Genomic DNA, 19,409 nt, shown 5'->3' with positions numbered 1-19,409 from the left:
TCCCGCCCGTCGGTCGTCATGAGCGCGAAGGACCCGAAGCTCCAGGCCATCTTCGCGCACCTCGACGATCGCGACGAGTGGCTTCGTGCCCGGGCGGCTGGTCTGGAACGGCCCCTCCTCCTCAATCTGCTGCGGGCCATCGATGTCGCGGGATATGTCCGGGCTCACGATCCGGGCCGCGTCGTGCCGGGCATGCCTGGCTATCTGGACGTCGGCTGGATGGGCGCCGCTCACGCGATACAGCTGCTGGCGCCGGCCGGAATGCAGGGTCCCGGCAATGTCTGGCATCTTCCTCAGCCGGAGCAGCTCGCATGGGCCACCTCCTTCCTCTATCGCGCGGGCTTGGTCGTCCATCTTCGCCGACTTGCCGAGCTTGTCAGGTACGGGCTCGCCGACGCCGAAGTGATTGGCGATCACTCTGTCCGGTTTCTGATCCGCGCCCGCGACCGCGAGGCCATCGATCGCGAGGCCATTGACTGGTACGCCGGCCACGTCGGCGCCCTCGACGCCCCGGTGCTGAAGGGTTTCCGCGACCGGTACGATGCGCCGGTCCGCGCCGAGCTTGCCGCCAGAGTCAGCGCGGATCCGATGTTCGGAATTCGCTACTCGTCATCCCGAGAACTCGAGGAGTGCTTCGAGTTCGAAGCCGAGCTGAGGGCCCGCACACTGCCCGGCCATGACGCTCTCCCATTTGATGCCAAGCTGGGTCCGTTGACCTTCGGAGAGTACCGAACGGCGGTCGTGACGGGCATGGCCCGTTCGCTCAAGCACGTCGCGTTCGTGGAAGCGCTCCTGGCTCGGGATCCCTCGACCCCTCGGGCGGTCCTCACGATCCACTCACACGAGCGGAAGCTGAAGGACGAGTGGGGCGGCCTTCTGGGGCTCGATGATGCCCACTCCGGAGTGCTGCTCGACGTGATGGGCATGACGCCGAAGGACATCCCCGAACTGCGGAAGGCGTGGGACTGCCCGCAGGCGTTGATCGTGAGAGCCGGAGACGTCTTCTGGCAGCAGCCAGTGTTCGGCGGGCTCAACAACCCCTTCACCTGGGTTACCAGGAAACTGCGCCGTACATTCCGATCCGATTGGGACCGTGCGGTGAACGGGCGCGAGGCCACGTTCCGCGAGGACCTGCGCATAGTCTTCTACGAGCCGCTGTTCTGGTTCGCACCGACAACGCTGAAGCTGCGGGGCTCGGGTGGCGTCAAGACCGACATCGACGCGATCGTGATCGATCGTGTTTCTGGGACGATGGCCGTCTTTCAGCTCAAATGGCAGGACGCCTTCGAGAATTCTCTGACAGAACGCGAGAGCCGGCGCCGCAATCTGGCCGCCGAGGGCAACGCCTGGATCGAGACGGTGCTGTCGCACTGCCACGGCTGCTCGCCCGGCGAAGCGGCGCGCAGGATCGGCGTCCCGGTCGCCGAGGCCGCCAGCGTGAAGACGATGCGGCTGTTCATCCTGACACGCAACGCGGCGCAGTTCTCAGGACCGGCCGACCAGGATCGGCGCGCGGCCTGGTTGTCTTGGTACGACATGCTGCGGCGGTGCAATCGGGCGAGGCGCGAACCCGATCCCCTGTCCACCGCCTGGCGGAGCGGACGCCGGCGAGGTGCGGAGAAGCCTGATCGGAGCGCTCAGGTGTTCGAGGTCGATGGAATCCGGGTGGAATCGATCGAGGCAACCTGACTAGGCTGACGTCATCGGAAACTCGAATCCGGCCTGGATCATCTTTTCCAGCAGGTATTTCAGCGCATTGCGTTCCGCGGCTGGCAGGCGGATGTCGCCGCGGATGAGGCGTCGCAGCGCCGCGTCGGAGTTCGGCGTCAGCATGCGCCGCGACCGGGCAAACTGGACGACCGGGTCAGCGTCACCGAGCAGCCGGACAAGCATGCTGTCGAAATCGATGTCCTTGTCAGCACGCTTGGCAGCGGTGGCCGACTTCCGCGCGCGGTCAGCCTCAGCCGCGTCGATGGTGAAGCCCTCAAGCCGCGCATCGAGCGTGTAGTCAGATCCGGATACGGCAGCCCAGCAGGCCTGCAGCTTGCAATATGAGTCTATGTTCTTCACCTGTGGCGGCGCGGCCTTCACCGTCGCCGCCACCTGTGGCGCGAGCTCGCGGAGCGCGGCCCCGATCTCCTCCGGGAGTTCCTGGCGCTGCCATATGACCTCCAGATCGAGTTCCCTGCCCTCCGCCCTGAGCTTCTCGACGAGCCAGGCGATGGTGTAGGTGACGATCTGAATCTTGAAGCCTCTATCCTGCTGATACCACTCGGACCGCCCCACCATCCTGTCGGTCCAGTGGAAGGCGATCGTCTTGGCGACCGCGCAGCGGAACCAGTGCTCGTTGAAGGTGGCCTCGGATGTCTCCCACATCTTGGCGACCCGCTCGGCAAACTCCAGGAAGCACTTCTGGGCGTGGCGGCTGACGATGTGCGGGAGACACGCGAACGTCATCTCGAACTTGGCCAGTTCGGTCTTGTCGATGAACTGGTCCTTCGGGAACTCCAGCTCAAACCGCCTGCGCTCTGCAGCCGTTCCGTAAGCCAGTCTGTCGCGGTACTGCCCGCGCGCCCGCTCATAGAACCATTTCGAACCGGAGAGCGAGCCTGCCTTCGCCGGCGCGGTCTGGCGGCGGGAGATCTGCTCCAGAACCAGATGAACCGGGTGGCTGGAGAAGAAGTCGGCTTCGCTGACCTTGTTCTGGGTGTTTGCGAACCGGGAAATCTTCGGAACGATCTCCTCAAGGCGGTCAGGTCTTACGACAGAAAGCTTCATCTGGACGAAAACCCCAGCGAGGTCCGCCTTGCGCTGGTCCTTGGCGTAGAGGATTGACGCCGTGGTCTGACCGCCGTTGACGATCTGCAGGTTCTCGATTGACGAAATTCCGAGCGTTCCGTCGGGCAGCTTGGCCGTCGTGACGCCCGATGCCGTGGCTGTCAGGCCGTTGTTGTAGGCAAAGAACATCTCAGGGACGGTTTCGAGCGTCTTGATGATGCCGGCATTCACCTTTGTGCGGGCCTGCAGGAAGGTCCGGACGTTCTGCTCGAGGAGCCTGGCTCCATAGAGGCCGTATATCTCCGACAGCAGCGGCCCTGGAATGGCAATGAGATAGGACGCGTAGTCCCCGCCGACCGTGTGGGCGGGAAGGCATGGCAGCGGTGCGCCGTTGAGAGCAGTGACGTCGATCTCGATGGGCTCGGCGCCGCCATGGGCGTTCTGGATGTCCACGTAGCGGGCGAAATCCAGCACGCTGCAGACGAACGGCACGCCGAGGACTTCACCGGTCATCTCCGGCTTGCGCCGGGTTGCAAGGCGGGCGTTCGAGAGTGCAATTACCCGGATGCGCCGGATCTTCGACCGGTAGGAGTAGATCGTCCATGCGGCCTCGAAGGTCGGGCTGGTTTCCTCGATTCCGTTGAGAAACCCGGGCTGGACCGCCAGCTCGCAGAAGCGGCGCACCTGCTCGAAGAGGGCATCGATCTGGGCGGCATTCAGGGATTCCAGCTGCCGCCCCGGCCGGAAATCCGAGATGGCGAGGTAGAGGTCACCGCGGTCGGCTTCAAGCGCATATCCATCGATCCGGAAGCCGCCACGGCCCTCCTTCCGCACGGGCGCGTAGGCCAGATCGGTGCAGTCTCCATTCTGCGTGGCGAGATCGGAATAGAGCTGGAAGAAGGCGCGCGCCTGCGGTTCGGCGGAGGCCTCGGCCTCGAACAGAAGATCATCCCAGAAGAGCGCGAAGGCCCCGTCGAGGTCCGGCGCGCTCATGCGAATGCCTGCGCCATTGCGGCCTCGAGGTCGACGGCGAACGGCTCGCAGTCGCTGAGGCGGACTTCGTAGCTGACATTCTGGACGCCCGCCGGAAGCATCGCAGCGACAATGCAGGGGAAGCCCTCGGAAACCTCGTAGGCCCGGCGAAGTGTCAGGGTCCAGGCGCCTTCGTCGTATTCCGGGCGCTGAACATAGCCCCAGGCCACGAGCGCAGCCTCGAACGCGTCGCGCGCGGCGTCGCCTGCGTCGGCGAGTGCGTGCTCGATCCCGGCGACCAGCGAATTGAGCGTGAAAGCGCCGTCCCGTTGGGGAGTGGCGGTGGCTACGCACTGGTGACAGAGGAGCAGACGCCCTGCGGTCGCATCCAGCTGTGCTTCGGAAGAGATCATGAGGCGCTGGTCGGAGGTCGAAAGCTGGGTCTTTACCTCGACCTGCCAGTCACCGAAGGCGAAGTCCTGCTCGTCTCGATGGGCGCCGCGCCAGGACAGGACGCTTTCGAGCGGCGGGAGACGGGGAAGAACCTGCTCGCGAAGGAAGAGGAGCTCGCCAGCGAGGCCGATGACCTCCTGGGGCGAGAGGAGATCGTCACGCCGCCGCCGGAGCATGTCATGCCAGTCGCGCAGACGTTGAAGCACGAGCCGCAGACCGGGACCGTTCGTGCCGGCCGGCTCGTTCCGGGTCGCCCTCATGAGGTGATCGCAGAGAGCCCGGAAGATATCGAACTGGCTTCGATCCTGGAGCGTCAGGACGAGCCGAACATCTGATGGCGGGCCCCGTTCGACCGTCACATCAATGCCGTTGAGCTTGGGCGGGTCCGGGAGGGCGGGACCTTCAACCTGAGCCGTCAGTGAGAGAAGATAGCGTCCAGTGAAATCGCGGCCGCGGAAGAAGTCGAGGGGATGCGCTGGGTCAGCCCGGCGCACGTTGTCGGCTTCGGGGCTTCCCGCGGCAGCGATGCGGCTCCAGTCGTCCTCCTCCACCTCAGCCCTCCTCCAGGATCGCTTCGTCATCCTCGGCTTCGCTGTCGGCTTCGAACTCGAGCTGCCGGCGATAGACGGCGTTGACCTGGTAGGTGCGAGCCACCGCCTCGCGGCGTGTCGCCGGCAGGCAGAAGCTGAGTGAGACGATCGGCCCCTCGATCTTCAGACCCTCCGGACTGCCGCCGGTCGTGAAGAGATGGATCAGCAGCAGGGGACGTGTGCGTTGCGCGCAGAACGCCTTGTCTCCGCGCAGACCGCCCTCCCGGCCTTTCTCGGCCCGGGCGTCTGCAAGCTGATCGTCATTGAGGCCGATCTCGGCGTCGTCGGGATCGGCGACCCGGTTCTTGCCGCCGGTCACGCGATAGCCGCCCTCGACGATCGTGCCCGTCCGCCGCTGCCGGAGAGGGAAGCTCTGACCGGACAGCACATTGTCGTTCGGGGTGCCGCTCCGGGGATGGGGGACGGCTACGTCCCATTCGGAGAGTTCGTCCTGCAGACGGTCTGCGAAGTAGTCCGTGAACAGGCTGCTGCCCCCGCTGATCAGGCCGAGATCCCCGTGGGCGGAAGAGAACGAGAAGCCCCTCAGGAGCGCGAGAACCCGAGTTCCCGCGACACCCCGCCAGACAATGGCCTGGTCATCGGTCATCGAGCTCGACGGCAAACCGAGCCCGGACGTGAACCCCTGCACTTCCTCAAGGTTGGCGCGGTTGACCTTGTCGTCGTTGACCAGGATGTAGCCTTCGAGATGACGTACGGAATAGTCCTGGGCCACCGTCATCTGGGTAGCAGAGCGCATCTTGTTGGCTGCGGTGATGCGGATGGCGGTCGGGCTCTGCCGGACCTTCAGTCCGAAGTGCTCCGGAGTCAGCCCAAGCTCCTGCATCCGGCGGACCTCTGACCGCAGCTCCTCGATGGCTTCGTGAATCTCCTGATAGTGGTCCAGCGACGCCTTGGGCAGATAGACGCGGCACAAATCCTCGTAGTCGGGGCGGTAGCCGAACCAGCGCGCCATCTGCATCAGCGTGTCCGACGCTGCGGTGTTTCGCAGGATGTAGGAGACTGTCAGGCCTTCAAGCGTCAGCCCGCGCGAGAGGGCCAGGCCGCCAATGGCGATGACGTGCAGGCCCTTCTCCTTGTTGCGGCTGTATTCCAGAACGCCGCCCTTCATGTTGACCGTGATCGGAACGATGCTCGTCGACGCGTCCCTGAGCGCCTTGAGGATGTCGCCGAAGGGGATGCCTGTGGCGACGAACTCGCGATCGAAATCAACCTTGAGCGCGGCGATGACAGGATCGCCGAGTGCCGCGGCTTCGCGGAGGCCGCCGCTGACCGCAGCGGCATTCTTCACGGTCTCAAGGTAGGCATAGACGAGGCCGTAGACCTTCTCCTGCACCGCGTTGAACCGGCTGACATTGACCATCATCGAGCAGTGGCTGTCGCCTTGGCCTCTCAGGATTCGGATCGCCCGCCCAAGCACGAAGACGCGCATGGCCGTCAGCAGCGACTCCGGCAGCGCCGCGATGGAGAGATCGCTCTTGTGCCGCAGAGGGAGCAGAGCCTCGAAGTCCTTCACGACGACCGTCATCGTCGGACGCAGGTCACCGTCTTCCGCGAAGACGCGCGAGGCCCCGACGTAGTTCGACGGCGGATCGAGGGCCTTGATGAAGTGCTTGGGAAAGAGGTCGTCCTCCAGCATCGCATCTTCCGTATCCGGATCGATGAAGATGTTGGCGAACGGCGTGGCCGTGTAACCGACGTATGACCGGCGGTCGAACAGGGTCAAAATCTGACGGATCACGCCGTTGATGGCGGTGGTGGCCTTCGGATCCTTGGCCGTGTTTATCGACGCGTTGTCGGCTTCGTCGTCGATCAGCAGCAGGGGCGAGGCGATCCTCGCGCCATGCCCCTGCTCGATGAGCCAGTCACGGAGGCGGCCAAGCGGCGCCTTGTTCTTCTTGGTTATGAAGATCATCGGCTCGCTGTGCGCGTCGAGTCCGAAGAACACGCCGGCCGCGCCGCGCGTGAAATCCTGGTCCCGTGAGGTGCCGTAGGCCGGAAAGCGCTTGATGCTGGCGTAGGTCTGGATCGGCAGCGGTTCCTGCGCCATCGCATGGAACACCGACTTCTTGCCGATGAAGGTGTCGTCCAGACGCTCCTGCGTCTGGGACCGCAGGCTGTTGGTGATGCCCGCCAGCAGGATGATCGTCTTGTAGCCGGCGTCCGCCGCCTTGCAGATCAGGGCGGAGTAGTTGGTGGTCTTCCCGGACTGCACATGCCCCATGACCATGCCGCGGCGCAGCCCCACGCCTGGCTTGGTCGGGTCGCCCGAAAAGTCGAGGATCTCGTCTGTGACGGTGTCCAGCGTCGCGACGACCTGCGGGGGCAGCACGGCGCCTTCCAGGTAATACCGCTGGAGGCGGCCCCAGTAGTAGAAATCGATCTCGCCGGCTTCGCGTCGCTCCCGCAGCCAGGGCTTGTGGTCACTGATGACCGAAGCGCCGCGGGTCTGGGTGGTCGTGAAGCTCTGTTCGAGTTCCCGGATCAGCCAGCCCGCCTCCTCCTCGGTCAGCTGGAAGGGACCGCCCAGGACGGAGGAAGCGATCGCGCCTTCAGGCAGGGCGGCGCCCTGGGAGACCTCACTGGCGAAGGTCTGACCAAGCTTGCGGATGAAGTACGCCAGCTCGCTGTCAAGATTCTGCACTCGCCCACCCTTTTTCAGTCAGAACCGCCTGCGTGGTGTTCCAGGACTCGCACCAGGGTTCCGTCTTGCGGAGGAGCGCCGTCAGCGCCTTGAAGTCCCCATCGACCTGGTGGAGGAGCGCTGGCAGTGCGCTGATGAGGTCCCGGCGAAACGCTTCCGGGTCGGACAGCGTCTGGTGGATCGAGTCAGGCTGGGTGGCGGCGTCCTGGCCGAAGGCCACGACAGGAAATGCCTGTTCGATCACCTTCAAGGCGGCGCCGGCGGTCTGCTGCTGCGCCTCGTCACCGCCGTTCAGGAGCGCCTCGATAACGGGGTGCTCACGGTTGATCGAATAGCGGATCTCGCCGCCGCGGGCGTGGCGGCTCCAGACGGACGTCGTGCCGGCTCTGTCCAGGCGCCCGCCGCGCGAGCGGTAGACGCGGGCGGAGCGGCGGCGGAGTCCATCGACGATCTGTTTCAGCCTGGCGCGCAGCAGGGCCGGCAACTGAGCGTCCGACTTGTCGATGGTGATCTTCCAGAGGTGGTCGAGGGCGTTCGGAATGTCGACGCGGACGCGCACCAGCTGCGAGAGCTCGCCATGCCGGATGAGCCGGAACCACGTGCCGCTGATGATGAGCCTGTGATTGCGATAGACGTAGAAGCCCTGGTTCCGGAGGAAGCCTTCTTCTCCCGCCAGCCGCTCGTACTGGGTCGCCTTGAGCTTTGAATAGTGGGGCAGCACGAACGGCAGGATCTCGATCGTGCGCCCGGCGATGGCCAGCGTCTCGAGCTCCAGCTCCTGTGTGGCCTCGTGATCCCTGTGGAAGGGGTCCCATGGCTCGACCTGCTGACCGTTGAGCTCGATGGCAAGCTTGCGGCCGCGGACCTCGCCGGACAGGTAGCGATGGAAGATCAGAGCCAAGCGGTTTCGCGCGTGAACGATCAGCGCGTTGAATTCCTCGGAAGTCAGCGTGCCGTTTTCCGACAGCCGGTCGCACTTGCCCCAGATGATCTCGACACCGCTGCGTTCGCGAAGGTCCGGCGACGCGAGCCCACGTGCCTCTACTTCGTCCAAGACGCCCATGCGCCAACCATCGACGTCGTCGAGATCCCAGACCGCGCCGCTCACTGCGCCGGCCTGGTTGGCCAGGACGGTCAGCCGTTTGCATTGCGAGAAGGACGCCGATTTCATGCCCCACCCGAACCGGCCGAGGTCGTCGGGTGACCGCTCGTTCAAAGGGTGGCCGCTCGCTGGCCGCATGGCCACCCGGAGCTCGTCCGCGCTCATGCCATGGCCATCATCGAGAATCCGGATCGCGGGGTCGCCTGCTCCGAAGAGGCAGCTCAGCGAGATTCGATGGGCACGGGCCTTGATGCTGTTGTCGATCAGATCGGCGAGCGCGCCTGCCAGATCATAGTTGCCGAAGCTGCGTGCCGACGTCATCAGGGACGCGGCATCAGGTGGATTCTCGACGAACTTCATGTACTGGCCTGGGGCGCTGGCCTGTTGCGGCGCGCGATCACGCCCGAATCGATATCGACATCCTGATTCACTGCCCAGCTCCCCAGGGTGACGCTACCCTCCGGTCCCGAGAGCAGCAACCGGCAGTGGCACAGACGAAAGGACACAGTCGGCCCGCGCCCCGGGCGCGGCGGTTACGCCGCCTTCGGCTCGACCGCCTCTGTCAGCGGCTTTTCCTTCGGTGCCGGCGAGCGCATCAGATCCTGCTTCAGCCGGGTTGCGACCGCTTTCGCCAGCAGGGGCGGTACGGCATTGCCGATCTGGCGGAAGCCCGCGTTCATCGCACCCGAGAATCTGAAGGCGTCGGGAAACGACTGGAGGCGCGCCGCCTCGCGCACCGAGAGCGTGCGCTTCTGCGCACTGTCCCAATGGATGTGGGAATACGTATCCTTGCCCATGTGCGCCGTCAGGGTTCGGGACGGCATCTTAGGGTCAAGCTTCCACCACTTGTTCGGGAACTTGCCCGGGTCGTAGGGCGGCACAAACCGTTTGCGCAGCTCCTCGAAGGCTTCAGTGTCCGGCGCCGGACGCGGCGATGCTGCGGCGAGCTGCTCGTCAAATATGGCTCTGGCGACATCGCAGGCATGCGGATAGTCGCCGCCCTGGCGCATGCGGCTGAAGATCGGGAAGTCGCGCGGCGTCAGCCGGACGACATGTCCGTCAGTGGCGTTATGCGTCCTCGCCAGCCCGGGCCAGTTGCGCATCAGAGTGGCGAAGTCGGTGAGGCCGGTGAACAGGGAATAGGGCAGGCTCTCTGTCACCTTTCGCCGCCGCATGGCGACGGCGTCGGCGAAGTGCTCCGTGATCCTCGGCAGATCGGAAAGGGCGTCCTTCACGGTGACGGCAGCCGGCAGGCCCTCGCGCGTCGCTGTCGGAATCGGATGGAATCTTGCACCCTCGTCCGGAACATGCCGGAGCGCGACGGTGCGGGCGCTGGCGTAGCCCGATGGCAGCTTAGTGTTATGCGTCGGCGCGGGGAAACTCGGCGCGAAGCCGAGGGAGGCGTCGATGGCTACGAGAAACAGCCGCTCGCGCATCTGCGGCACCCCGTAGAAAGCCGCGTTCAGCAGGGTGTAGCGGGCGACATAGCCCAGCTCCTCCAGCGTCTCGCAGATTTCCTCCGGCACGTTGTGACCGCCGAAGTTCAGAATGTCGGGCACGTTCTCGATGATGATCGCAGTCGGCTGCACCGCCTCCACGTATTGGAGGAAGCGCTGATAGAGCTTGGCGCGAGGGTCGTTCTTGAAGGCGTCATCATCTCCAGTGACCGAGCGCAGCTTGGAGCGGCCGATCCGGGCGAACGCCTGACACGGCAGACCCGCAGCCAGGATGTCGAACTGTTCGACGACATCGCCCTGCAGACCGATCTCCTTGGCAAGCGTCGCTGGATCCGACGAGATCATGTCGCGCGGCTGCGACCAGGCTTCCACATGCTTCTCGACCGGCGCCTTGAAGTTGAGCGCGTAGCTCGCGGCCGCCGTCTCGTCAGTCTCCACATGCGCGACCAAGTCGAAGCCGGCCGCGGCCATGCCCAGGGACATGCCCCCACAACCCGAACACAACTCGAGCACACGGGGGCGACCGCCGTCGCGGAGACGAAGGAGCTTGGCCTGACGGGCCGCCTCATCGATCTTCATGTCACCTGCCCCCCAGATGAGCCGTTAGTTTCGCGGCGACGAACTCATCGTTCGCGCACTCGCACTCCCAGATGATCAGGGGGTCCCAGCCACTATCGCGCAGCTGGGTCAAGGCCGCCAGGTCACGGCGCAAATTATTTTCGAACTTCTGTGTCCAGAAATCGATGTTCGACTTTGGCGAGTAGGCGTACCGGCAGCCAGGGTGGCGATGCCAGTAGCACCCATGAACAAAAACCACCTTCCGCCGTCCCGGAAATACCAGATCAGGACGCCCCGGCAGACCCGCGCGATGCAGGCGGTATCGGTACCCGAGACGATGCGCGATTCGTCGTACCGCCAGCTCAGGCTTTGTGTCCTTGCCCCGGATGCGGCCCATTATGCGAGACCGCGTCGCCTGATCGACGATGTCCATTGTTCGGGGCCATAGACGCAGAGCTGCCAGATTCGAGCGATACTCGAACAATTCGTGAACTTCCGCAACCCCACGAGAACGGGCGGAGGGACAGCCGCTCGAGTGGGATCGAGAGGCTAGACGCCGTCCTGGACCACGCGAAAACTCACCGACGGCAGGACATGCTCCTCCGGCTCAACACGTATCGGGCGTGCGAGCACATTGGGCATGAAACGGCGGAGCAGCGCGAACAGACCGGGCATCGTCTTGAAGTCGCCCTGCGCCTCCAGTCGGACTACGGCGTCGAAGAATTGCGACATGGTGGCGTAGGCGAAGTCGGGGCTGCTGGAGAGCGGGTGCAGGAAGTGGGCGAAGTGACGAGAGACAGCAACGAACTGCACGCTCCTCACCACCTGCCCCTTCCGCAGCCTCAGTGTCGCGGAGAGTTCCTGTTCGCTGGCCGCAGCAAGCCAATCCCGGACCGTGCCCAGCCATTTTTCGGTCTCGGACATCAGGCGGGCTGAGCGGCTGCCGCGCTTTCGCATATCACCGGCGAACGGATCCTGGTGCTTGAGCTGAAAGAGCATTGCCGTTTCGCTTCTCGCGTCGATGGCGACCAAGTCGATGTCGGTGAGCTTTCTGCCGGCCTTCCGCAGGTTAATGTTGTCCCTGAACTCCAGCCACGGAAGTGCGCCTCCGAGTAGTCGGCGGAGGGAGAGCTGCATCACGGCCTCGCGACTGCGCTGATGCCGGTCATAGTCGCGGGGATGATGGTATCTCAGGGACGACAGGAGGAGCCCAATCGGATCCAGCTGGGCGCCTGAAACTGACTGTATGACCGAGCTGTCGGAGTATTCCACTACGAACGGCACGGTCATCAGCCCGCCCTCCAGCAACGTGGCGTTGGCCCGGCGTGCGGAGAGGGCGCCGTACAGTGTCTCCGCTTCGGCGCGGCCGATAGCAACGTACCCTGTCTCGCCAGCACCCTGTTCGTTCAGGCATCCGACGATGCTGTCGATCAATTCCTCGCGTGGTCCAGTTATGGTGATGACGTTCGCGAGCTCAATGTCGGGATGCTTTGCAGCTAGCGCTTCGCAGAACGCTGCGTGCTTCCACGCCAGCGAGAGAAAGTAGGCCGCGCACAGGACATACGCGATGAACTGGACGCCCCCGAACCTGAGTTCAGGCGAAAAGCTGTCTACACCCGGCCTCAGCTTCAGGTTTGCGAGAGCCTGCACGAAGAAGTACTGATCGATCGTCGGGTCAGCGTTGTAGCCGATGTAGCGCCCACGCCAGACATAGACGTTCTCGCGCAACAGCCTCTGGACCTTCTCCTCCATGCCGGACGTAAACGCCGCGCGAAGCGCTTCATCCATGCGGGTCTGCGCGGCCGCGATATAGTGGCCCTCGACCGAGGACTCGAAGTGGTCGAGCGGCAGGAAATCCGCCGGCAGCCGAAACTCAAAGAGCCGGGTGTCGACCTGCGAGATGCTGCATTCTCCGGCAATGCTCGCATAGGCCATCCGACGCCCGTGTTCGATCAGGCCGAACGCCGCCAATCGCTCCAATGCGCCCCGTGAGTTGTGCTGGTCGCGCGCAAAGGTGACGACCGGGATGTCGAATGCGGCCACGCGCTCAAACGTCCGGCGGACGAGCCGTGGCAGGCCCAGGCGCAGGAGGTACATGTGTTCATGACGCTCCTCCGACGCCTCGTGCCGACGGGCCTGATGGTCGTAGTAGTCCACCTCCCGGATGGCCGAGATGAGACCGACCCCGAGCCGATCACGGGCGAGCCCCCGCGAGACCGCCTCGTCCTCGCGATCAAGTATGTCGAGAAAGGCATTCGCGCAGTCGTGCATATGCCGCGCTCAATCTAGGGAAACGAGGTATCTGCCGCCACCCTGCGGTTCTCCCCTGGTATCCCATGCCCACCCTCACCCGCGAAGAGCTCTACGAACTCGTCTGGAAGGACCCCGTCCGGACGGTGGCGGCGACGTTCGGCGTCTCGGACGTCTGGCTGAAGAAGGTGTGCGCCGGCGCCAACGTGCCGGTGCCCGAGCGTGGCTACTGGGCCAAGCTTCAGGCCGGCAAGCCCGTCATGAGGGCGAGGTTGCCGCTGCGCGATCCCGGCATGTCCGACAGGGTGTCGATCAGCAAGGCCCATCAATCATGGCGCTGGGACCCAGGGGCCGAGCTCGCCGAACCGTTGCCAGACCTTCCGGTCTTCGACGAGCCGATCGAAGCGGTCCGTGCCCGCGTCGTGAAGCGGGTCGGCAAGGTGGCTGCAATCCGCGCCCTTGAGGCTCCCTGGGGTGCCATCCGCAAGCTTCTGGATGAAGACGAGCGCCGGCGGGCCAAGCAGGCGGAGCACACCTGGAGCTCGAGCTGGTATGCGCCTCGGTTTGACTCGCCCTTCGAGCGCCGACGGCTCCGGTTGCTCAACAGCCTGGCGCTCGCATTCGCCCGGTCAGGGGCCAAGCTGGAGTTGCGAGGCAAGGAGGCGCGTGAGCTCACCGTCCATGTGGGAACGCAGCATCTGAGCTTCACTCTCGATCATCCCAGCGCCAAGCCCACGATCCACGGTGAGTGGGCGACCCGCCCCGGGCCTGTCGACATCCTCAAGCTGGAGCTGAAATCCAAGTTCCCCGAAGCCGGCGTGGCCGGGCTCTGGACCGACGGGGACGGCTCCAAGCTGGAAGAGCGCCTCACCGATATCGTCGTCGATATCATCGTCGCCGGCGAAGCGCAGTATCGCGCGGGCCAGTTTTCCCACCACGCCTGGCTTATCAAGCGTCGGGCCGAAAACGAGGCCGAGCTCGTGCGGCGACGAGAAGAAGCCGAGCGCAGGCGTCGTGAGCAGGAATTGAAGGAACAGCAAGAACGCCGCGACCTGCTGTTCCGCCAGGCACGCGACTGGCGCACAGCGCAGGATATCCGGGCGTTCGTCAGCGATGTCCTGTCGGAAAGCGGCGGCGGGGACCGAGACGCCGGCCTTGCTGAATGGCGCGCCTGGGCGCTCGCCGAGGCTGACGAGATAGACCCGGTGAAACGGGGCCTGGAACTCGGCCGCACGGATAGCGACGCCGCCGACGACGATGAACGCAGGTGCGAGTGCGGAATGGAACGCGCTTGCGACTGTGATTGTGAGGCGTGAGTTGGCGGCCGGCGACACGTTGAATCGGTAGCCACACACCGGCCGTGGCTTCGGCGCTGATCTCGCCTGTTGGCGTGCGAAAGACGGCCCCGGCGGATGATCGAGCGAACTATGCGCTCACGGTGCGTGACGATCGGTGCATGTCGGATGAACGAAAGCGGAAGCGAAGTAGAACCTTCGTGTGCAATCCGTGCACACGCCACCGTCTAACTACTTGAAAAGATTCAACGCTCCGTCCAGTCCATCATAGGTGCGACGGAGAGTCTCTGGGGCGAATGGTCGGTCACCGCGCCCCTTTAGCAGCAGAGGGCGCGGATTTCCTACCCACTGGCTTCGGACATTGCGGGCCTCGGAGGCTACCCAAGGACCGCGATTTGGCCTAAGGCGGCGCCCGTGACCTCCCGGATCCGCCCAGGCGCAGCGACCACGCGCGGCATCTTCCTGATGCTGGCCGCGCTGGCCGTGGCGTTGAAGGTGATGATCCCGGCGGGATTCATGACCCGCACGGCCACGAACGACCTGCCCTTCGCCCTTGTGCTCTGCACGGACCAGGGCGCGGTGAAGGTCGAGCTTCAGACCGCGCCCGACCATGGCGACGTCGCCGACCACGACAGCCCCTGCGCCTTCGCCGGCCACGCCACGGCCGCGCCGGCCCCGAGCCCGATCGCCACGGGCGTCGTCGAGTTCGTCGCCTATCGCCGCCACTTGGCGCTCGGCGCGCCGGTTGACCTGACGCCCGGCCGGGGCCTGGCCGCCCCGCCCCTGCCTGCCCGCGGCCCTCCCAGCCTGGTGATCTGAGCCGCCGGCCCCTTGGGCCGCGCATCGGCGCTCGCACGCCTTGCCGGCCTACTGGCTCGGCGACGGGCGCTCCGTCTTCCCCTATCCCTTTCCCCAGCCGCGTGGCCGCGCGGCGTTACAGGCAGGAGCCTGACCATGAAACCCCGTTTCGCCCTCTTGGCCCTGACCCTCGCCGCCGGCTGCGCGCCTGCCACCCAAGCGCCCGCAGCCGTGGCCGTGACCGGCGCATGGTGCCGCGCCGCGCCGGTCGGCGCCCTCACCGGCGGCTGCTACCTGACCCTGACCGCCACCGCCGACGATCGCCTGGTCTCGGTGGCCACGCCCGCCGCCAGGCGCGCGGAGATCCACAGCATGGACATGACCGGCGGCGTCATGCGCATGCGCCAGGTCAAGGACGGCCTGGCCCTGCCGGCCGGCAAGGCGGTCACCCTCAAGCCGGGGGCCGAGCACGTGATGATCATCGGCCCCAAGCAGACCCTGGCCGCCGGCGGGACCGTGCCCCTGACCCTGACCTTCAAGAAGGCGCCGCCGCAGAAGATCAGCGCGCCGATCCGCGACGCCGCGGCCGCGCCGCACCATCACGAGGGTCACTGATGCGCGCCCTGGCCTGGGCCGTCGCGGCGGCCACCCTGACCCTCAGCGCCTGCGGACCGTCGCCGCAGAAGGCGCAGACCACTCAGCCGACCGTCAGGATCGGCGGACCGTTCCGGCTCGTCGACACCGCCGGCCGGCCGGTGACCGAGACGGCGTTGCTGGGCAAGCCCACGGCGATCTTCTTCGGCTTCACCTATTGCCCGGAAGTCTGTCCGACGACCCTGGCGGAACTGACCAACTGGCTGAAGGCGCTGGGCCCCGACGCCGATCGCCTGAACGTGATCTTCGTCTCGGTGGACCCCGAGCGCGACACCCCGGCCCAGCTCAAAACCTATCTCGCCAACTTCGACCCACGCATCCGGGGCTTTACCGGCACGCCGGAGGCGGTCGCCGCGGCGGCCAAGGCCTACCGGGTCTACTACGCCAAGGTCCCCACGGAAGACGGCGGTTACACGATAGACCACTCGTCCGCGATCTACCTGTTCGACAAGGACGGCGGGTTCGTCGAGCCGATCGGCTACGGGACTCCGGCGGAGCGCGCCGTCGGCCAACTGCGCAAGCTGGTTGGCTAGGACCGGAGAAGGCCGATCGCCGCGCCTGGAGCGAAATCCGCCTCGATCGGATCGGATTTCGCTCTAGAATCCTTTGAATTTAGAGCATTTTCTACGCCGAACCGGCATCAACTTCGGCGGAGAATGCTCTAGGCCGCCGCCAGCCGGGAGCGGCGAAGTTCGACATCCAGCAGTCCGACGTCAACGGGCTTTCGGATGACGGCGCAATCTCGGAAACGGTCCTCATGATCCAGCTCTTCGTAGCCGGTGCAGAAGACGAACGGCACGCTTCGGGTCTGCAGCAGTTCGGCCAGGGGATAGACCGGCGTGCCGCCGAGATTGACGTCCAGAACGGCCGCGTAGAGATGCGGCGTGTCAGCGACAAGCCGCGAGGCCTCCTCAATCGTCGCGGCGGGACCGACGACCTGCCAACCGAGTGACAATAGGCTGTTGCAGAGTTCCATGCCGATGAGCGTCTCGTCCTCGACGACGAGGATGCAACCGTCCGCCGCGCCGGCGGGCAGGTGCGCGTCCATTTGCTCGGCCGCCGCATGGTCCATGCCCGTACCGCGGCGATAGGCGGCCTGCGGAAGGGTCACCGACAGTCGCATACCCTCCTTCGGCCAGCGGATGTCGAGAGCCCCGCCCAGTTGCCGTCTCGAAACTTCGACCACGAGCGTCGACCCGAACCCCCGCGCGGTTGGCGCGCTGACCTCCGGTCCCCCAACCTCGATCCAGCGCAACTCCAGCTCGCCGGTTGGAAGGATCGTCCAGCTGATCTCAACGCGGCCTCGTTCGCTGGACAGCGCGCCGTACTTGACCCCGTTCGTGGCGAGTTCGTGGAGCAGAAGACCTATCGGCTGGACCGCATGCGGGCCGAGGACGACGTTAGGGCCCTGTATCCGGATCTGGCCCGGTCTGTGGTAAGGTAAGGTTTCATCCGCCACGACCTGGACGAGGTTGGCGCCCTCCCAGCGGTTCTGCGCCAGAAGCGAGTGAGCGCGCCCGAGAGCGGCCACCCGCCCGCAAACCGCGGCGATGAAGGCCTCCTTGGTCGGCGCCTTGGTCAGGTTGACCAAGGCCTGGACGACGGCCAGCGCGTTCTTGGCCCGGTGATCGACCTCCCTGGCCAGCAGGTGACGCGCCTCCTCATTGGCCTTGCGTTCGGTGATGTCCCGCAGGATCACCGTGGCGATCTTCGCGCCGCCGATCTCGAGCTGAGAGATCGAAGCCTCTATCGGAAATTCCTCTCCATTGGCCCGCATGCCGCTGACGGCGCCCAATGCGCCCATCCTGCGGTTGGTCATGCCCGCCTCCTTGAAGCGACGGATGTGCTCGGAATGCCCCTCACGAAATCTCACGGGAATGAAAGTCTCGATCGGCGCCCCGATAGCCTCCGACGCCTTGACGCCGAACATGAGTTCCGCCGCCGGGTTGAACAGCATGATCCGCTGCTGCTCGTCGACGGTGATCAAGGCGTCCATCGCCGACTCGACGATGCCCTCCATTCGACGACGGCTCTCCACCAGGGCGTCCTCGGCGGCCTTGCGCTCCGTGATGTCGCGCAGAATGACCGTCGCCAACCGCTCGCCACTGATCTCGACCTGCGAAATCGACGCCTCGAGCGGGAACTCTTCGCCGTCGGCGCGCAGGCCGCTGATGGCGCCGAGCGATCCCATCCGCCGGTTGGTCACACCCGTCCTGGCGAACAGATGGATATGCTCCTCATGGGCCGACCGGAATCGCGTCGGGATAAACCGGGAGATGTGCTGGCCCAGGGCTTGGTCGGCCGGAAGGCCGAACATGTGCTCGGCCGCCGGGTTGAACAGGATCACGATCTGCGAGTCGTTGATGGTGATGATGCCATCCATTGCCGAGGCGACTATTCCCTCGAGGCGGCGTTGGGTGTCGAGCGCGTCCGACGAAGCGCCGACCTTGCGTAGGCGGCCAAACATGTGGCGTTTCCAAGCAAACGTGGAATCAACTCATGAGGATTGGACCTCCCGCTGCTACTTATCATTGATTTCGTGATGTGAACGACAATTTCACGCGCCTCCCGTCCAGGCAGACCCGAGGCTAGGCTACAGCTCGTCGAAGGGCGGCGGCAGGCGGCCGGACCGGAACAGGATCACCGGGTTCTCGTCATAGTCGCCCATCTCGGTGTCGGCCGAGGCGGAATAGGCCACCACGCCCAGCCGCAGGGTCGAGAGGCGCTCGGCCTTGCGGCGCGCGTCCTCAGCCGTGGCGCAGGCCACCGCCGGCTCGGACTTGAGCGCCTGGCCTCGTCCGGCCGTATAGGCCTGGACGAGGTGCACGGTTTCTCGCGCCATGGCGGGCGCCCGCTATTTCTTCGTCGACGGCGGAGTCAGGAACGACTTCGGCGCATCCGTCGGCTTCGCCTTGGCCGTCTTGGGTTTTCGGGTTTCCTTGTTGCTCTTCTTCTGACCCTTGGCCATGCGGACCTCCTCTGCGGGTTGGGGAACAAAGCGTCTAGACGGCGGTGATCGCCGCCTGGCCGGCGCGCGAACGGCGGCGCTCCTGGTCGCGGCCCAGCACGTGGAAGCGCTGGCGCAGCAGGCGGAAAATCCAGACCTGGGGATCGACCACCTCCCTGGCGCCGTAGGCCGGATCGCGGGCGATGGTCAGGGTCTCGCGGACCAGGGCCTGGGCCTGAACGGTGTCGCCGGTCAGGCTGGTGGCGCACTCGAGCAGGCGCGCCTCCAACGCCTGAATCTGGCCGCCTAGATCTGGAGCGGACGGAGTCATGAGCGCTTCGCGCTGGCCTCGAAGGCCGCCTCGGAGGCGGCGTGCGAGGCCATCAGGTTCGGCCAGGTCTCCGAGCCCACCTTCTCCCAGCCGCCGAGGTTCGGCAGGCCGGCCGTGGCGCGGTCGGTGATCGGCAATTGCAGGCGGTAATAGTTGAAGCCGTGCGAGCCGCTGGTCGGCCCCATCAGGTCGCCTGCGATGTTCTGGGCGTGCCTGTCGTTGCTGGCGTGGCAGATGTAGCGGGGACGGACGGCGTTGCTCTCGGCCAGCCGGATTTCCACGGCCCAATAGCCTTCGCTCTGCATCCGAAGGGCGCGTTGTTTCTTGAGGGGCATGCGGCGGCTTTCAGGAGCGGGCGCCAAGACGCGCGACGCGCGGCGGTTTGCACCCTTCCCGGCCGGGCGGCCGGTTTCCTTTCCGCTATGATAGCACGCCCAGCGAGCAACCGGGCATCAATCGGGCGGGAGCGCCGCCGATCGGCCTATCCGCCCGCCTCGACGCAACCGCGCGGGGCGCCTCGCTCTTCGGTTATGGTGTCGCTGAAGATCGGTTGAGTCCAAGC

Annotated in this window: 17 protein-coding genes; 5 read left to right on the top strand and 12 right to left on the bottom strand. The window is 65.4% G+C overall.

The annotated features are described in order from the left end of the window. The first annotated feature begins 18 nt into the window (after positions 1-18). On the top strand, positions 19-1,689 hold the full coding sequence (locus V6M51_RS02890; RefSeq protein WP_332764477.1) for a hypothetical protein: 1,671 nt from the start codon (positions 19-21) through the stop codon (positions 1,687-1,689). Here the strand turns inward: V6M51_RS02890 and V6M51_RS02885 are convergent, their stop codons facing one another. From V6M51_RS02885 to V6M51_RS02855, 7 genes are all read right to left on the bottom strand, one after another. After that, the gene (locus V6M51_RS02885; protein WP_332764475.1) at positions 1,690-3,771 is read right to left on the bottom strand and encodes an AIPR family protein; all 2,082 of its coding nucleotides are present in this window, start codon (positions 3,769-3,771) and stop codon (positions 1,690-1,692) included. After that, a complete protein-coding gene (locus V6M51_RS02880; protein ID WP_332764474.1) occupies positions 3,768-4,754 on the bottom strand; it encodes a PD-(D/E)XK motif protein in 987 nt (328 codons plus the stop codon). Before V6M51_RS02880 ends, V6M51_RS02885 begins: the two co-directional genes overlap by 4 nt. A gap of 1 nt (position 4,755) precedes the next feature. Continuing rightward, on the bottom strand, positions 4,756-7,455 hold the full coding sequence (locus tag V6M51_RS02875) for a Z1 domain-containing protein (RefSeq protein WP_332764473.1): 2,700 nt from the start codon (positions 7,453-7,455) through the stop codon (positions 4,756-4,758). Next, a complete protein-coding gene (locus V6M51_RS02870; RefSeq protein ID WP_332764471.1) occupies positions 7,442-8,917 on the bottom strand; it encodes an ATP-binding protein in 1,476 nt (491 codons plus the stop codon). Before V6M51_RS02870 ends, V6M51_RS02875 begins: the two co-directional genes overlap by 14 nt. 173 nt (positions 8,918-9,090) lie before the next feature. Continuing rightward, positions 9,091-10,593, bottom strand: coding sequence for a DNA cytosine methyltransferase (locus V6M51_RS02865; protein WP_332764470.1), 1,503 nt, complete (start codon positions 10,591-10,593; stop codon positions 9,091-9,093). Between the two features lies 1 nt (position 10,594). Beyond that, on the bottom strand, positions 10,595-11,005 hold the full coding sequence (locus V6M51_RS02860) for a very short patch repair endonuclease (protein WP_332764468.1): 411 nt from the start codon (positions 11,003-11,005) through the stop codon (positions 10,595-10,597). A gap of 116 nt (positions 11,006-11,121) precedes the next feature. Next, positions 11,122-12,843 (bottom strand): hypothetical protein, encoded by a 1,722-nt coding sequence (locus V6M51_RS02855; RefSeq protein WP_332764466.1) that lies wholly within the window; start codon positions 12,841-12,843, stop codon positions 11,122-11,124. 65 nt (positions 12,844-12,908) lie between these two features. Between V6M51_RS02855 and V6M51_RS02850 the strand changes: the two genes are divergently transcribed. The 4 genes from V6M51_RS02850 to V6M51_RS02835 all read left to right on the top strand — a co-directional run bounded on the left by V6M51_RS02850 (position 12,909) and on the right by V6M51_RS02835 (position 16,102). Then, the gene (locus V6M51_RS02850) at positions 12,909-14,138 is read left to right on the top strand and encodes a hypothetical protein (RefSeq protein WP_332764465.1); all 1,230 of its coding nucleotides are present in this window, start codon (positions 12,909-12,911) and stop codon (positions 14,136-14,138) included. A gap of 393 nt (positions 14,139-14,531) precedes the next feature. Beyond that, positions 14,532-14,936, top strand: coding sequence for a hypothetical protein (locus tag V6M51_RS02845; protein ID WP_332764464.1), 405 nt, complete (start codon positions 14,532-14,534; stop codon positions 14,934-14,936). A 135-nt stretch (positions 14,937-15,071) separates the two neighbouring features. Then, entirely contained in the window at positions 15,072-15,530 is a 459-nt protein-coding gene (locus V6M51_RS02840; RefSeq protein ID WP_332764462.1) for a copper chaperone PCu(A)C, read from the top strand. Then, positions 15,530-16,102: an SCO family protein gene (locus V6M51_RS02835; RefSeq protein ID WP_332764460.1), complete on the top strand. Its 573-nt coding sequence runs from the start codon at positions 15,530-15,532 to the stop codon at positions 16,100-16,102. Before V6M51_RS02840 ends, V6M51_RS02835 begins: the two co-directional genes overlap by 1 nt. Before the next feature lie 128 nt (positions 16,103-16,230). Here V6M51_RS02835 and V6M51_RS02830 read toward each other — a convergent pair whose 3' ends face one another. From V6M51_RS02830 to V6M51_RS02815, 5 genes are all read right to left on the bottom strand, one after another. Further along, entirely contained in the window at positions 16,231-18,036 is a 1,806-nt protein-coding gene (locus V6M51_RS02830) for a PAS domain S-box protein (RefSeq protein ID WP_332764458.1), read from the bottom strand. 126 nt (positions 18,037-18,162) lie between these two features. Next, positions 18,163-18,411: a hypothetical protein gene (locus V6M51_RS02825; RefSeq protein WP_254833970.1), complete on the bottom strand. Its 249-nt coding sequence runs from the start codon at positions 18,409-18,411 to the stop codon at positions 18,163-18,165. Between the two features lie 12 nt (positions 18,412-18,423). Beyond that, on the bottom strand, positions 18,424-18,537 hold the full coding sequence (locus V6M51_RS23835; RefSeq protein WP_371129828.1) for a hypothetical protein: 114 nt from the start codon (positions 18,535-18,537) through the stop codon (positions 18,424-18,426). Positions 18,538-18,571: 34 nt separating this feature from the next. Beyond that, the gene (locus V6M51_RS02820) at positions 18,572-18,847 is read right to left on the bottom strand and encodes a hypothetical protein (RefSeq protein ID WP_332764456.1); all 276 of its coding nucleotides are present in this window, start codon (positions 18,845-18,847) and stop codon (positions 18,572-18,574) included. Then, positions 18,844-19,182, bottom strand: a complete 339-nt coding sequence (locus V6M51_RS02815; RefSeq protein WP_332764455.1) for a hypothetical protein — start codon at positions 19,180-19,182, stop codon at positions 18,844-18,846. The genes V6M51_RS02820 and V6M51_RS02815 overlap by 4 nt, the downstream gene beginning before the upstream one ends. Between the last annotated feature and the right edge of the window lie 227 nt (positions 19,183-19,409).

Origin of the sequence: Phenylobacterium sp. (assembly GCF_036677185.1) — a bacterium.
Taxonomy (GTDB): Bacteria; Pseudomonadota; Alphaproteobacteria; order Caulobacterales; family Caulobacteraceae; genus Phenylobacterium.
Note: the sequence above shows the minus strand (reverse complement) of the source record. Positions and strands in the feature narration are given on the sequence as shown.

Bases quoted from the DNA above. Each gene is read 5' to 3' on its own strand.
- V6M51_RS02890 (WP_332764477.1), top strand. From the start codon at position 19: ATGAGCGCGAAGGACCCGAAGCTCCAGGCCATCTTCGCGCACCTCGAC.
- V6M51_RS02885 (WP_332764475.1), bottom strand. From the start codon at position 3,771: ATGAGCGCGCCGGACCTCGACGGGGCCTTCGCGCTCTTCTGGGATGAT.
- V6M51_RS02870 (WP_332764471.1), bottom strand. From the start codon at position 8,917: ATGAAGTTCGTCGAGAATCCACCTGATGCCGCGTCCCTGATGACGTCG.
- V6M51_RS02865 (WP_332764470.1), bottom strand. From the start codon at position 10,593: ATGAAGATCGATGAGGCGGCCCGTCAGGCCAAGCTCCTTCGTCTCCGC.
- V6M51_RS02860 (WP_332764468.1), bottom strand. From the start codon at position 11,005: ATGGACATCGTCGATCAGGCGACGCGGTCTCGCATAATGGGCCGCATC.
- V6M51_RS02855 (WP_332764466.1), bottom strand. From the start codon at position 12,843: ATGCACGACTGCGCGAATGCCTTTCTCGACATACTTGATCGCGAGGAC.
- V6M51_RS02850 (WP_332764465.1), top strand. From the start codon at position 12,909: ATGCCCACCCTCACCCGCGAAGAGCTCTACGAACTCGTCTGGAAGGAC.
- V6M51_RS02840 (WP_332764462.1), top strand. From the start codon at position 15,072: ATGAAACCCCGTTTCGCCCTCTTGGCCCTGACCCTCGCCGCCGGCTGC.
- V6M51_RS02835 (WP_332764460.1), top strand. From the start codon at position 15,530: ATGCGCGCCCTGGCCTGGGCCGTCGCGGCGGCCACCCTGACCCTCAGC.
- V6M51_RS02830 (WP_332764458.1), bottom strand. From the start codon at position 18,036: ATGTTTGGCCGCCTACGCAAGGTCGGCGCTTCGTCGGACGCGCTCGAC.
- V6M51_RS02825 (WP_254833970.1), bottom strand. From the start codon at position 18,411: ATGGCGCGAGAAACCGTGCACCTCGTCCAGGCCTATACGGCCGGACGA.
- V6M51_RS23835 (WP_371129828.1), bottom strand. From the start codon at position 18,537: ATGGCCAAGGGTCAGAAGAAGAGCAACAAGGAAACCCGAAAACCCAAG.
- V6M51_RS02820 (WP_332764456.1), bottom strand. From the start codon at position 18,847: ATGACTCCGTCCGCTCCAGATCTAGGCGGCCAGATTCAGGCGTTGGAG.
- V6M51_RS02815 (WP_332764455.1), bottom strand. From the start codon at position 19,182: ATGCCCCTCAAGAAACAACGCGCCCTTCGGATGCAGAGCGAAGGCTAT.